The organism is Rhodococcus sp. BP-241, assembly GCF_019836145.1.
Classification (GTDB): domain Bacteria; phylum Actinomycetota; class Actinomycetes; order Mycobacteriales; family Mycobacteriaceae; genus Rhodococcoides.
Genome location: NZ_JABUEI010000001.1, coordinates 14,549 through 28,645, shown reverse-complemented (window position 1 = coordinate 28,645; position 14,097 = coordinate 14,549). Strand labels below are relative to the sequence as shown.

Genomic DNA, 14,097 nt, shown 5'->3' with positions numbered 1-14,097 from the left:
ATGGTGGATGTCCGGGACGGAGGTCAGAGCGACGGATCGACGAGAACCTTCATCTTCGTGCCAGCATGCAGCGCCTCGAAGCCGTCGTCGATCACCGCGTCCATCCCGATGCGCGACACCCACCCGGTGGGGTCGTACACGCCGTCGGCCATCAGAGCGATGACGGCGTCGTAGTCGGCGGAGGTGTAGCAGAGCGACCCCTGGATGCGGGCCTCCTTCATCACCAGATCGAGAAGCGGTGTGGTGAGCGGCTTCTCGTAGATGGCCACGCTGACCATCGGCTTGCGGGACCCGACGCACGCCAGCGCGGTCGCCACCGCCGGCGCGACACCGGCCGCGTCGTACACGGCGTCGGCGCCGCGCCCGTCGGTCTCGTCGGCCACCACAGCGGGGACGTCGACGGACGTGGGGTCGAGAGTGCGTGCACCGAGCGCCTCGATCGCTGCCCGCCGGGTCGCGGACGGCTCCACCACGAGGATGTCGTCGAGCCCCTTGCCGCGCAGCGCGAACCAGAGTCCGATGCCGATCGGTCCCGCCCCGAACACCATCGCGGTGTCGCCCTCGCGCACCTCACCCAGAGTCGCCGCGTGGTAGGCCACCGACATCGGCTCCACCAGCGCACCCAGATCGAGGGACACGGAGTCCGGCAGCGCGTGCAGCATGTCGGTCGGCACCACCGTGTACTCGGCCATACCGCCGTCGGACATCAGTCCGTGGAAGCCGATCGACTGGCACACGTTGTAGTTGCCGGCTCGACACGGACCACAGTGCCCGCAGCGGTATAGCGGTTCGATGGCGACACGGTCGCCGATCGACCATCCCGTCACTCCCGCGCCGAGCTCGGTGATGGTGCCGGAGAACTCGTGTCCGAGAATCAGCGGCATCTGCTGACCGGTCAGGGCGTGCGGCTCGGTGGGAATGAAGATCGGACCGGCGTAGTACTCGTGCAGGTCGGTACCGCAGATGCCGTTGGCACCGACGGCGATCTTCACCTGATCCGGTCCCGGGTCGGGCTCCGGGACATCGGCGATCTCGACCTTGCCGGGCCCGTGGTACACCGCTGCGCGCATCGTTCGACTCCTCACCGGCCGTCCCAGCGACGGCCGTGATCACCGTTCTATGTGACACGCGGCACAGCACGACAGGGTTGCAGTCGGTTGCACCTGCGACTGCAACCCGCTGCAACTCTTCCTCGGACCGCGTCCACGGCGTGTGCTGTGCATCACACGAGCACGACCACGGAACGACGAAGACGGAGTTGTCATGACCCAGACCCTCGAGCCACCCACGCAGAGCATCTCGCCGCAGCAGCGGGTCGACGCATGGTTGGCCGATTTCGAAGCGGGGCTCGCTGCGCGGGACATCGATCGAGTCGTCGCGATGTTCGCCGTCGACAGCTTCTGGCGCGACCTGGTGACGTTCACCTGGAACCTCAAGACGGTGGAGGGACGCGACGGTATCGCCGACATGCTGACGGCACGGCTCGCCGACGTCGCTCCGCAGGGTTTTCGCACGACCGAGACACCCGACGAGGCCGACGGTGTCACTTCCGCATGGATCGAGTTCGAGACCGCGACGGCACGCGGCAAGGGACATCTGCGGCTACGCACCGACGCGGAGTCCGGTGAGTCGCTCGCCTGGACCTTGCTGACGACGATGCAGGAACTGAAGGGGTACGAGGAACCGCGCGGGCACGCGCGACCGATGGGGGCTGTGCACGGCTCGAACAAGGAGACGAAGACCTGGGCCGAGCGACGCGAGGCGGAGGAGAAGGAACTGGGATACGGCATCCAGCCCTACGCCCTCGTCGTCGGCGGCGGTCAGGGTGGCATCGCTCTGGGCGCTCGCCTGCGTCAGATGGGCGTCCCGGCCATCGTCGTCGATCGCGGCGAGCGCCCCGGTGATCAGTGGCGAGGACGCTACAAGTCGCTGTGCCTCCACGATCCGGTCTGGTACGACCACCTCCCCTACCTGCCGTTCCCGGACAACTGGCCGGTGTTCGCCCCGAAGGACAAGATCGGCGACTGGCTCGAGATGTACACGAAGGTCATGGAGGTGCCGTACTGGACGAAGACGACCGCCCTGTCGGCGACCTTCGACGAGGCGGCCGGGGAATGGACCGTGGTGGTCGATCGTGACGGCGAGGAGGTGACGCTGCGACCGAAGCAGCTGGTGATGGCGACGGGCATGTCCGGCAAGGCCTCCATCCCCGACTTCCCGGGAATGGACGTCTTCCGAGGCGAGCAGCATCACTCGAGTCAGCATCCCGGTCCGGACGCCTACGTCGGCAAGAAGGTCGTGGTGGTGGGCTCGAACAACTCGGCGCACGACATCTGCAAGGCGCTGTTCGAGACGGGCGCCGACGTCACGATGCTCCAGCGATCGTCCACTCACATCGTCAAGTCCGACTCGCTGTGCGAGATCGCGCTGGGCGACCTGTACTCCGAGCGCGCCGTCGAATCCGGAATGACCACGCAGAAAGCGGATCTCACCTTCGCCTCACTGCCGTACCGCATCATGCATGAGTTCCAGATCCCGGTGTACCAGCAGATCGCCGAGAAGGACAGGGACTTCTACGACCGCCTCGAGAAGGCCGGCTTCCAGCACGACTTCGGAGACGACGGCTCCGGACTCTTCATGAAGTACCTGCGGCGCGGCTCCGGCTACTACATCGATGTCGGCGCCTCGGAGCTGGTGGCGGACGGCAGCATCCACCTCGTCGGCGGCCAGGTCGACCACCTGACGGAGAACGCGGTGGTGCTGTCCGACGGGACGGAACTCGAGGCCGATCTCGTCGTGTACGCGACGGGCTACGGATCGATGAACGGCTGGGTGGCCGACCTGGTGGACCAGGAGACGGCCGACAAGGTGGGCAAGTGCTGGGGTCTCGGTTCCGACACCACCAAGGACCCCGGCCCGTGGGAGGGCGAGCAGCGCAACATGTGGAAGCCGACGCAGCAGGACAACCTGTGGTTCCACGGCGGCAACCTGCACCAGTCGCGGCACTACTCGCTCTACCTCGGCCTACAGCTGAAGGCTCGGTACGAAGGCCTGGACACCCCCGTGTACGGGCTGCAGGAGGTCCATCACCTGCGCTGACAGACGCGTGCGCCGTGTGCGTGTCCCTCGACACGCACACGGCGGTCGTCGGAGCGAGAGAACGTCACTTCACGGTCGGTGTGAGGCCGGTCGTCACTGACCGAGCCAGAGCCGCTTCCGGCAGACGGCGAGCATGGGCTCGACCAGCCCGCGGTCGGTGACCCGAACGCCGTTCTCCAGCAACACCTTCACACGACCGAAGAACTCGTGGGGCGTGAGTCCGAACTCCACCAGGATGTCCTCGGCGCGGCCGCCGCCGTAGACGTACCACCGCCGCAGGAAGGCGACCATCGCGAGGTCGGTCTCCGACGGATCCGTCGGATCGGTGGACAGGGGTGCTGCGCCGGGCGTCGTCGACCGGGAGGCTGCGGGGAAGGGTGTGCGTGTCACGACGCGAGTATTGCCCATCGATCCGACACTGCGGTGACGGATCGGTGAACATGCCGACGAGTCACAGCAATTTCTCAGCGGCTGTTCACTCCGGGACAGCGTGATCACCGGGCCGCGCGGGTATGTGATCCCCACCACGCCACCGCGGCGTCGTCCACCGTTCCGGTAGCGGAGGCAATAGATTCGACGGTGTTCGTCGTTCGTCGGCGGCACTACCGCCGGAGGGGCAGCACGATGAACGTTCGACACAGACGACCGGCCACCTGGTTCGCGACCGCCGCAGTGGGCGTCGCACTGGTCACCGCCCTCGCGGCCCCCGCGAGCGCCGCGCCCGCACCGGGCGACTTCTCCGGCGTCCCAGAGCGGACCTCCCTGTCGTACACCTCGCTCTCCACGGGCGTCCACGTCGGCACTGCCAATGAGAACGAGGCACGGCCGGGACTCTCCACGGTCAAGCTCTACCTGGCGGATCACGTGCTCCGACAGGGTGATTCGTCCGCGGAGGACCGCGACCTCGCCGCTCGCATGATCCAGGTGAGCGACGACTGGGCCGCCTCGCTGCTCGACAGCAAGTACCCCGGCGCCATCGACGCCGCGGCGCGCGAGTACGGACTGACCGCGACCTCGCGAGGCAGCTTCTGGGGCGACTCCTACACCAGCACGGCCGACACCGTGCGCTTCCTCGACACCAAGAAGCGCACCGATCCCGGCAGCCCCGTCCTCACGTGGATGACCACGGCGCTACCGGTCGCGGCCGACGGCACGGTCCAGGACTGGGGCACCGGTCGGCTCGCCGCCGCCACCGGAACGAAGTGGGGCTGGGCGGACGACGGGTCCAGCGTCGTCGCCTCGGCCTCCATCGGCGACGACTTCACGGTCGCGGCCAACACCTACGGCGGCCCGGCGACCCAGAGCGACGACGTACTCACCGCGCTGGGGGCGTTCGATCTGGCGACCCCGACGATCGTGACCGCGCCGAGTGTTCCGTCGCTGCTGGACGCCATCCTCGGCATTCGCTGACACCGACATCGACCGGCCTCACGCCGACTTCTTACGACTCCGATTACCGGATCGAGCGGAGACCGCACCACCGAGCAGGATCATGCGCATGGTCCGTTCGGCGGCGTCGGTGAGCAACCGCTCGCCGTTCGCGACCGCTTCGGACAACGGCATCGGCACCGTGATGATGGACGCGATGGCGGCGATGCCCACGTCGTGCACCGCCGGCGCTCCGCGACCGAGTGATCCCGCCAACGCGATCACCGGCACGCCGAACTGCTGGCAGCGCCGCGCCACCTCCGCCGGGACCTTGCCACGCGGGGTCTGGAAGTCGATGGACCCTTCGGCAGTGATGACGAGGTCCGCCTTGCGGATTCGGCGGTCGAGGTCGATTCCCGACAGGCCCGAGTCCAGCAACGCATCGAAGCGGGACCGCAACTGCGCCCCGACCCCGGCCGCGAGTCCTGCACCCAGTCCGCCCGACGCTCCCGTGCCCGCTCCGGTCGCCACATCGCCGGTGGCCACACCGTCCTGCTCGAGGACGCGCGCCCAGTTGTCCAGGGCGGCGGCGAGTTCGTCCACCTGATCCGGGGACGCCCCCTTCTGCGGTCCGAACACGCGGGCGACACCGCTGGGTCCGCACAGTACGTTGTGCGGATTGCACGCGAGCACGACGTCGACCTCGGTGAGACGGGGATGCAGCGCCGTCAGATCGAGGTGGTGCGCCCGGATCAGTTCTCGACCGCCGCGGCCGATCTCATGGCCCTGCACGTCGAGGATCCTGGCGCCGAGCGCCTGCAGTGCCCCGGCTCCCCCGTCGCAGGTGCCGGAATCGCCGCAACCCACCAGGATCGTGTCCGCGCCCGCGTCGAGCGCCGCGGCCATGAGCTGGCCGACACCGTAGGTGGTGGTCGCGCCGGGATCGCGCCGATCGTGCGGTACGAGGGAGAGCCCCGCCGCAGCCGCCATCTCCACCACGGCGACGGAGCGCTCGGAGCCACCGAGTCGGGCCCAGTGCGAGGGCACCGGCTCCCCCACCGGTCCGACGACCGTCGTCTCGTGGAGGGTGCCGCGCGTCGCGGCCGCCAGTGTGCGTGCCGTTCCCTCACCGCCGTCGGCGATGGGCGCGGTGTCGACCCGAACTCCGGGTAGTGCGCGCTGCACCCCCGATGCGATGGCGGACGCGACGGACTCGGCGCAGAGGCTCTCCTTGAAACCGCTGGGGGCGACGAGGATGCGCTGGGGAACTCGTGTGGACATGGTTCTCCTGAGATAGGGGTGGGAGCAGTCAGGGCAGGTACAGCGGAAGACCGAGGGCAGGCCACAGCCATACCGAGCAGACGAGAACGAGAGCGACGGACACCGGGGCGACCGCGGCGGACAGGCGGAGAAGGTGGCCTGCCGAGAACCCCGGGACGGAGTCGCTCGCGGCGAACATCGCCACCGGTTTGGCCGAACTGGTGAGGGTGAGGCAGAAGCCGGCGGCAGCGGTGGAAGCGAACGCCGCGGCGGCGGGATCGATGCCGAGCACCGGCGCAGTGGCGACGACGACGGGGACGAGCACCGCGGAGCGGGCGGACCGTGACTGGACCACGAGGTGGGACAGCAGCGACACCAGCACCAGTACGACCACGAACACGGTCGCGGCGGACGACCCGAGCGCGCTGATGGGCCCGAAGACCAGGTCGGCGAACCACTCGGCGGCACCCGTCGTGGTCAGCGCCACTCCGAGACACAGTGTTCCGGCCATGAAGAGCAGCAGGCTCCACGGGATGGTGCGGACGGCAGCAGGCAGCGTGGTGGCCCCGACGAACGGTGCCGACGCGAGCAGTGCGCCGATCATCGCGACGATGGCCGGTTCGACACCGTGCACCGGCTCGGTGCACCACAGGGTCACGACGGCGACCAGGACGAGCAGGACACGCTTCTGCGGGACGGTGAGTGGTCCGGCGGACCCGCCGAACGCGTCGCGTGTCACCGAGAGCGGTCGGCGTCGCTCCGCTCGATCGGTGAACAGGGACAGCGCGATCTCCGCCGCGAGATGCGACCACACGATCGCGAGCGGCAGTCCGAGGATCGCCCACTGCAGGAACCCGATGCCCGATCCGGTCGTCGTGCGCACGATCTCACTGGTGATGAGGTGCGCGCCGGCCCCCAGCAGCGACCCGACCGCGGAGCAGAGGATCACCGCGGGGAAGACCAGGGACAGCGTCAGCACCACTCGGGGCCGTTCACGCAGAACGGTCGCCAGAGCGAGGAACACCGGCAGCGCGAGCGCAGCCCGGCCCGACGTCGACGGGATCGCGAAGGTCGTCAGGAGCAGCACGAGGGTGACCAGATGGACGAGCTGCCGCGGCGACCGGGCGACCGACAGCACGCGTGCCGCAACCCGAGCGGACAGGCCGCTGGCCGTCACCGCCGCGGCGATGACGAACGACCCGACCAACAGCCAGATCACGGTGTCACCCAGTGTGCGCGTGAAGGTCTCGGTGGACACGGGACCCAGGATCACCAACGTCAGAGCGGCGCCCAGAGCGACGTGGGTGTCGTCGAGGGGCGAGAAGATCCACATCCACACCGCGACGAGGAAGACCAGCACCGTGATGGTCCCGTGTGCGGTCAGATCGCCGGCCACTCCTGCCAGGACGACACCGACGGCGAGCACCGCGAGAATGACGGCACTGACGAGGGTCCGCGGCGACGGCGTCGGAACTCGCCGCGGCGTCCGGGTCGGGACAGGACTGGTGGGAGTACGCCGCCCGGGCGGCGTCGTCGCGAACTCGGTGACGGTCATCGGACGCGGTATCCCATCCCGCGCACGGTCTCCACGCGCTCGGCGCCGATCTTCGCGCGCAACGCACGCACGTAGACGTCGACCACGTTCGAGGCCGGATCGAAGTCGTATCCCCACACCTGCCCGAGGATCTGCTCACGGGACAGCACCTGGTCGGGGTGGCGCAGGAACGTCTCGAGCAGAGCGAACTCGCGCGCCGTCAGATCGACGACCGACTCCCCCACGTGCACACGGCGTGACCGCAGATCGAGACGAAGGTCCCCCGAGGTCAGCGAGTTGTCCGCCGAACCTGCGGTGTCGTCCTGCAACCGCAGGCGTACCCGTGCGAGGAGCTCGGCGAACTGGAAGGGCTTGGTCATGTAGTCGTTGGCGCCGCCCTCGAGCCCGGCAACGGTGTCGCGCACGCTGTCCCGAGCGGTCAGGACCACCACGGGTGTCGACACACCCTCGCCGCGCAACTGTCGGAGCACCGTGAACCCGTCCATCGCCGGCAGGCCGATGTCGAGCACCACCATGTCGAAGCCACCGCCACGCGCCATCATGAGCGCGGTCTCGCCGTCGGCGACGTGCTCGGTGGTGTACCCGGCGGCCCGCAGACCCTTGCCGACGAAGGAGGCGATGTGGATGTCGTCCTCCGCGATCAGGATTCGGCTCATCGGATCTCCTTCGTGAGTGCATCGTCTGTCGTGAGCGCCGGGCCGGTCTCGGACCGCGGGCTGTGGCCCGGAGCCGGGAGGTCGAGGCCGAACGTCGCCCCCTCGCCGTGCACACTGCGCACCCAGGCGGAGCCGCCGTGGGCGTCGGCGATGGCACGGACGATGGCGAGTCCGAGGCCGGCTCCCGACCGCGCTGCCGGTGACGTCCGGTCGGCGGGCGATCCGCGTTGGAAACGGTCGAAGATGACGGGCGCGTCCTCGGGGCGGACACCGGGCCCGTCGTCGGCGATCCACAGCGACAACCGTCGAGCGTCCCCGTCGTCGTGGAAGGTCGATCCGAGCCGGATGCGGCTCCCGTCCTCGGTGTGTCCGACGGCGTTGGCCGCGAGCTGGACCATGGCCTGCGTGACGCGCTGGGCGTCCAGAACACACGAGCCCTCCGCGACCTGCATCAGCAACCACTGCCGATCGCCGAGCGTCTGCACCTTCGACTCGATGTCGAGGACGAGCTGCGCCGCATCGACGGGGGCGGGCACGACGAAATCGGGCTGCTCGGCCTTGGCCAACATGAGCAGATCGCTGACGATCCGCCCCATGCGGGCGAGCTCGCTGTCGACGAGCGCCAACGTACGCCGCCGCTCCTCCGGGTCCTCCGACATGAGCTCGAGATGCCCCCGGACGATCGTGATCGGCGTGCGCAGTTCGTGTCCGGCATCGTCGACGAACTGTCGCTGGGTGATGTACGCCTGCTCCAGCCGGTCGAGCATCGCATTGAACGTCTCGGCGAGATCGGAGATGTCGTCGCGCCCGTGGACCGGGACGCGCGCGGTCAGATCCGTCTCCCCGATCTCGGCCGCGACCGTGCGCACCGTGCGGACGGGAGCGAGAATGCGACCGGCGACGAGATACGCGATTCCTGTCGTCAGCAGCAGTCCGACGGCGCCGACCACTGCCATGGTTTGCATGGTCCGATCGACGAGATCACGGTTCGCACCGGTGAACGCCGTGACGACGAACGTGCCGGCGCGGCCGGTCGCGTCGTCGATGACGACGTGCCCCCACCGCATCTCGCCGTTGTCGGTGTCCAGCACTCCGGCGGGTTCGGCCGACTGCACGACCGTCGTCAGGATCGGTGACCCCGGTGCGAGCACGGTCGGCACATCGACGCCGGGCTGAGTCAGTACCGAGTCGCCCACGACGCCGAACATCACTTCACCCGTGCCGGCCGACTGCCGGGCGAGGTACACCTCGAGAAGCCGCTCCACCGAGACGAACGGCTGCGTCGTCGTGGGATCGACCCCCTCGGAGGCGAAGGTCCGGAACTCCTCGGCTTCCTGCGCGACGTCCCCGTTGGCGCGCACGTCGACGTCGCGCAACAGCAGATTGCGGGCGGTCACCAGCACGACCACCAACAGAAGAAGGGTCGTCAACATGATCCAGGCGGTGATCTTCCACCGTGCCGGAAGTGCCGATCCACGGCGAGCCGAGACACCGGCGGCGTCACTCATCGTCGTCACCGCCGTCGACGTCGTCGACGTCGTCGGCGCCGTCATCGCCGTCGTCCGCGTCGTCGTCGGAGAAGTCGACGATCGGCGGTGCCTGCACTGGGGCCTGAACTGGCGGCGGTGTGATCGGAGCGGGAGCGGCCGGCGCGGGCGCGGGAGAGGCAGACGGGACATCAAGTGTGGGAGCGATCACCTCGGGCGTCGGCTCCGGCGCCACACTCACCACGACGGGCGAGGGGTCGAGGCGTGGCGCCGGTGATCGCGTCACCAGGACCCCGGCGACGAGAACGCACGCGATGGCCACCAGGACGGCGGCCGCGGCGAGTGGGCGGGAGGAGCGCATGACAGCAACTATGCCGGGGGTCCATGACCGTCCCATGAGACGACGATGAAGGTTTCTTCATGTTCGACACGCCGTGAGTGGCGTCAACGGCCGAGCAGGACACCGATCTGATTCTCGATCTCTGTCGCCACGTCCGCGACACTCTTGGTCGCGTTCGCCGTCAGAGCCATGCTGAGAAACAGGATGGCGGAGACGATGTGGGCCTGCACCTGCCGGTCCGGGTGGTGCGTCGCGTCGTCGTCGTCGCGGCCGAGGATCTCCGCGACGACCGCCTCGGTCCGCGCGGCGAGTGACAACGCTTCACGACGATGAGGTTCCGTGTCGTCACCGAACACGACCTCTCGCTGATAGGTCCGGCCGTTCTCGATCTGCTTGCGGTTGCACTCGACGACCGGCATGAGGACGGCCATGACGGCCTCGACCGGATCCACGACGTGGGCGGCCGCGGCGATGCCCCGCTCGAGCGCGCTCGCATAGTCCGAGTTCTGCACCAGAAGAAGCAGTTCACCCTTGTTCTTCGCGTACAGGAAGACCGTTCCGGTTCCCACGTCGGCGCGGTCGGCGACCTGTTGTGTGGTCACCTCACTCACGCCGTACTCGGCGAAGAGGTCGCGTGCCGCCGTGGTGATGCGGTCGAGCTTGTCCTGCTTGTTCCGTTCTCGACGGCTCATCGCCGGGGAGGAAGACACCGCCGCTGCCCTCCTTCGCGCACTCCTGACGGGTGATGTACTCCCGTCATTCTCCCACGGCAGGCTCTCTCAGCTGCCGAGGAAGTCGACGACCACGGGCGCGCGGCTTCCGCGCGCACCGCACGGTCCTCCGCGCACGCTGCATCCTGCGCTGATCGACGTGCGGTGCGCCCGCGACACTGGACGCGAACATGGAAAATGGCCCCGGACAACCGTCCGGAGCCATTTCTGTGTCGGGCTGACAGGATTTGAACCTGCGACCACCTGACCCCCAGTCAGGTGCGCTACCAAGCTGCGCCACAGCCCGCGATCCCTCGAAAGGGATCGTGTGTGCCCCGAAGGGAACGAGCAAACACTACCCCAGTGGCGACGCTGGACGCCAATCGCCTCAGCAGCACCACCGGGGCAGTCGCCTACTTCTTCTTGCGGTCCCGCTTCTCCCGGATACGCACCGAGATCCGCACCGGACTGCCGTCGAAGTTGAACTCCTCACGCAGTCGGCGCTCGAGGAACCGGCGGTACCCGGCCTCGAGGAAACCGGTGGTGAACAGCACGAACGTCGGCGGGCGCGTGCTCGCCTGCGTGGCGAACATGACGCGCGGCAGTCGACCGCCACGCATCGGCGGCGGCGTCGCGGCCACGACCTCCTTGAGCCAGGAGTTCAGCTGACCGGTCGAGATGCGCTTGTCCCACGACGCGAGCGACGTCTCCAGAGCGGGCACGAGCTTCTGCACCGCACGACCGGTCTTGGCCGAGACGTTGACGCGCTGCGCCCACGGCACGCGCATCAGGTCCCGGTCGATCTCCTTCTCGAGCTGGCCACGACGGTCGTCGTCTACGAGGTCCCACTTGTTGAACGCGATGACCAGTGCGCGGCCGGCGTCGGCGACCATCGAGAGCACCCGCAGGTCCTGCTCGGAGATGACCTCGGACGCGTCGAGCAGCAGGATCGCGACCTCGGCCGCGTCGATGGCGCCCTTGGTGCGGAGCGAGGCGTAGAACTCGGCGCCGCTGGCGTGGCTGACGCGCTTGCGCAACCCCGCGGTGTCGACGAAACGCCACACCTTGCCGCCCAGTTCCACCAGTGAGTCCACCGGGTCGACGGTGGTGCCGGCGACGTCGTGCACGACCGATCGCTCGTCGCCGGTGAGCTTGTTCAGCAGGCTGGACTTGCCTACGTTCGGCTTGCCGACCAGGGCGACACGACGAGGGCCGGCGACACCGGTTCCCTCGCGGGGCGTCTCGGGCAGGACTGCCAGGACGTCGTCGAGCAGATCGCCCGTACCGCGGCCGTGCGTCGCACTGACCGGACGGGGCTCACCGAGACCCAGCGACCACAGCAGTGCCGCTTCGGATTCCGTGCGCTCGTCGTCGACCTTGTTGGCCACCAGGATGACCGGCGTCTTCGACCGACGCAGGACTCGTGCCACGGCCTCGTCCGTCGCCGTCGCACCGACGACGGCGTCGACGACGAGCAGGATGGCGTCCGCCGTCTGCATCGCCATCTCGGCCTGCCGGGCGATCGACTGCTGCATCCCCTTGGCGTCGGGCTCCCAACCGCCGGTGTCCTGCACCATGAATCGACGTCCGGACCAGTTGGCCTCGTACGAGACACGGTCGCGGGTGACGCCGGGAACGTCCTCCACCACGGCCTCGCGGCGGCCGATGATGCGGTTGACGAGCGTGGACTTGCCCACGTTGGGCCGACCGACGACGGCGAGGGTGGGAACGGCGACCTCGGCCTCGGCCTCGCCGTCACCCTCGAAGTCGATGTCCTCCCAGTCCGACTCCTCGGACCAGATGCCGTCCGAGGCGTAGACCTCGGTCGCGTCGAGCGTGTCGAATGTGTTGTCGCTCATGAGCGTGCTCCTTCCGGGGCATGAGTCGGACGCCCGATGTCCAGACGCTCGGTGACCAGACGCATCAGTTCGTCGATCACCGCGTCCTTGTCGAGGTCGCTGGTGTCCACGGTGACCGCGTCGTCCGCGGGTCGCAGCGGGGACGTGGCACGTGTGGAGTCCGCGTGGTCCCGACGCTGGACGTCGGCGAGCACGGCGTCGTAGTCGTCCCCGCGGCCCTCGGCGATGTTCTGGTCGTTACGACGCGTGGCGCGCGTCTCCGCGGACGCGGTCAGATAGATCTTGATGTGAGCGTCGGTGAGGACGACGGTGCCGATGTCGCGACCCTCCACGACGATGCGACCGGCAGTGTCCGCGATCTGTCGTTGCAGCGCAACGAGTTTCTCGCGCACAGCGGGCACGGCGGACACCGCGGAGACGGCCGCCGTCACGGCGGACCCGCGGATCGGACCGGTGACGTCCTCGCCCGACACCTCGACCCGCTCCCCCGTGGGATCGGTGCCGATGGAGAGGTCGATGGACTCGGTGAGCGCAGCGACGGCGTCGGCGTCTCCGGGATCGACGTCGTTCGTCAGCACCCATGCCGTCGCCGCGCGGTACATCGCACCGGTGTCGAGGTAGGACGCACCGAGCCGGGTCGCCAACTGGCGGGAGACGGACGACTTGCCGGTACCGGACGGGCCGTCCATCGCGACGATCAGTCGATCCTCCGACGCGGTCACAGGCCGACCGCCCCGTACAGACTGCCGACCTCGCCGCGACCGAGCACCCGCAGCGTGCCGGGGCGCTGGTCGCCGAGGGCGACGGCCCCGATGTCGGTGCGCACCAGGCGTTTCACCGGGAACCCGACCGAGTCGAACAGTCGGCGCACGATGTGCTTGCGACCCTCGTGCAGAACGACCTTCACGAGCGTCTTGCCCTCGTTCACGTCGAGCACCGCGTAGGAGTCCACCTTCGCCGGTCCGTCGTCGAGTTCGACTCCGGAACGCAGCTTCTTGCCCGCGTCGCGGTCCAGGACACCCTGCACCGTGGCGAGGTACGTCTTGGACACCTCGAAGGAGGGGTGCATCAGCCGGTGGGCCAGATCGCCGTCGTTGGTGAGCAGGATCAGGCCTTCGGTGTCGGCATCGAGTCGGCCGACGTGGAAGAGCCGCTGTCCTGCCTGGACCCGCTCCGAGACGATGTCGCCGATGCAGGGCCGACCGAGGTCGTCCGACATCGTGGACTGCCATCCGCGCGGCTTGTTCAGCGCGATGTGGACCAGATCGGCCTTGATGACGACACGGGTGCCGTCCACCCGCACGACCGCGACCTCGGGGTCGACGCGGACACCTTGCTCGGTGACGATGCGGCCGTCGACCTCGACGCGTCCCTCGTCGATGAGCTGCTCGGCGGCGCGACGCGAGGCGACACCTGCCTGGGCGAGCACCTTCTGCAAGCGCACACCGTCCTCCGGAGCCACGTGCGGCCGCGGGCCGTCGGTGTGCTGATGGCGGGCGGGCTTGGCGTTGCTGATGGTCGGAGCAGCCGTCGTCTTGCGCTCCGGCTTCGGCGACTTGCCGGGCTTGGAGCCGCTGTTCTTGGGAGCCACCCGGGGGTACCCGGACTTGCCGCCGGGCTTGCGGCTCTCGGTGCGCTTGCTGTACGCAGCAGCGGCGACCTTCTTGTTGGGGCGCTTCTTCTGTCGTTCGGGAGTGGAGGCGTCGGATGCGCCGTCCCGGTCCGGTGTGCCATCACGGCGAGCGGAGTCGTTCACGTTTCTT

General features: G+C 68.7%; 13 protein-coding genes and 1 tRNA gene. 2 read left to right on the top strand and 12 right to left on the bottom strand.

From position 1 onward, the window contains the following. Window positions 1-23 precede the first annotated feature (23 nt). Entirely contained in the window at window positions 24-1,070 is a 1,047-nt protein-coding gene (locus HQ308_RS00145) for a 2,3-butanediol dehydrogenase (protein ID WP_222645169.1), read from the bottom strand. 193 nt (window positions 1,071-1,263) lie between these two features. Here HQ308_RS00145 and HQ308_RS00140 point away from each other — a divergent pair, with 193 nt between their 5' ends. Further along, complete coding sequence (locus HQ308_RS00140) at window positions 1,264-3,099, top strand: NAD(P)/FAD-dependent oxidoreductase (RefSeq protein WP_222645168.1); 1,836 nt, start codon at window positions 1,264-1,266, stop codon at window positions 3,097-3,099. Window positions 3,100-3,192: 93 nt separating this feature from the next. Here the strand turns inward: HQ308_RS00140 and HQ308_RS00135 are convergent, their stop codons facing one another. Then, the gene (locus HQ308_RS00135) at window positions 3,193-3,489 is read right to left on the bottom strand and encodes a DUF3263 domain-containing protein (protein ID WP_222637488.1); all 297 of its coding nucleotides are present in this window, start codon (window positions 3,487-3,489) and stop codon (window positions 3,193-3,195) included. A 234-nt stretch (window positions 3,490-3,723) separates the two neighbouring features. On the opposite strand from HQ308_RS00135, the gene HQ308_RS00130 reads away from it, so the two are divergent. Continuing rightward, a complete protein-coding gene (locus HQ308_RS00130) occupies window positions 3,724-4,509 on the top strand; it encodes a hypothetical protein (RefSeq protein WP_056444429.1) in 786 nt (261 codons plus the stop codon). Window positions 4,510-4,527: 18 nt separating this feature from the next. On the opposite strand, the gene HQ308_RS00125 is transcribed toward HQ308_RS00130, so the two are convergent. The 10 genes from HQ308_RS00125 to HQ308_RS00080 all read right to left on the bottom strand — a co-directional run bounded on the left by HQ308_RS00125 (window position 4,528) and on the right by HQ308_RS00080 (window position 14,090). Beyond that, window positions 4,528-5,748, bottom strand: a complete 1,221-nt coding sequence (locus tag HQ308_RS00125) for a glycerate kinase (RefSeq protein WP_222645167.1) — start codon at window positions 5,746-5,748, stop codon at window positions 4,528-4,530. Window positions 5,749-5,776: 28 nt separating this feature from the next. Next, entirely contained in the window at window positions 5,777-7,282 is a 1,506-nt protein-coding gene (locus HQ308_RS00120) for an SLC13 family permease (protein ID WP_056444421.1), read from the bottom strand. After that, window positions 7,279-7,938 (bottom strand): response regulator transcription factor, encoded by a 660-nt coding sequence (locus tag HQ308_RS00115; RefSeq protein ID WP_056444417.1) that lies wholly within the window; start codon window positions 7,936-7,938, stop codon window positions 7,279-7,281. Before HQ308_RS00115 ends, HQ308_RS00120 begins: the two co-directional genes overlap by 4 nt. Further along, window positions 7,935-9,446, bottom strand: coding sequence for an ATP-binding protein (locus HQ308_RS00110; protein ID WP_222645416.1), 1,512 nt, complete (start codon window positions 9,444-9,446; stop codon window positions 7,935-7,937). The genes HQ308_RS00115 and HQ308_RS00110 overlap by 4 nt, the downstream gene beginning before the upstream one ends. Further along, window positions 9,439-9,786 carry a hypothetical protein gene (locus HQ308_RS00105; protein ID WP_222645166.1) on the bottom strand — a complete coding sequence of 116 codons (348 nt, stop codon included), beginning with the start codon at window positions 9,784-9,786 and terminating at the stop codon, window positions 9,439-9,441. Before HQ308_RS00105 ends, HQ308_RS00110 begins: the two co-directional genes overlap by 8 nt. Window positions 9,787-9,869: 83 nt before the next feature. Further along, complete coding sequence (locus HQ308_RS00100; protein WP_308115630.1) at window positions 9,870-10,475, bottom strand: helix-turn-helix domain-containing protein; 606 nt, start codon at window positions 10,473-10,475, stop codon at window positions 9,870-9,872. A 233-nt stretch (window positions 10,476-10,708) separates the two neighbouring features. Further along, window positions 10,709-10,782, bottom strand: a tRNA-Pro gene (locus HQ308_RS00095). A 106-nt stretch (window positions 10,783-10,888) separates the two neighbouring features. Continuing rightward, window positions 10,889-12,334: a ribosome biogenesis GTPase Der gene (gene der, locus HQ308_RS00090; protein WP_056444408.1), complete on the bottom strand. Its 1,446-nt coding sequence runs from the start codon at window positions 12,332-12,334 to the stop codon at window positions 10,889-10,891. Next, window positions 12,331-13,023 carry a (d)CMP kinase gene (gene cmk / locus HQ308_RS00085; protein ID WP_222645414.1) on the bottom strand — a complete coding sequence of 231 codons (693 nt, stop codon included), beginning with the start codon at window positions 13,021-13,023 and terminating at the stop codon, window positions 12,331-12,333. Before cmk ends, der begins: the two co-directional genes overlap by 4 nt. 29 nt (window positions 13,024-13,052) lie before the next feature. Then, window positions 13,053-14,090, bottom strand: coding sequence for a pseudouridine synthase (locus HQ308_RS00080; protein ID WP_081821205.1), 1,038 nt, complete (start codon window positions 14,088-14,090; stop codon window positions 13,053-13,055). Window positions 14,091-14,097 lie beyond the last annotated feature (7 nt).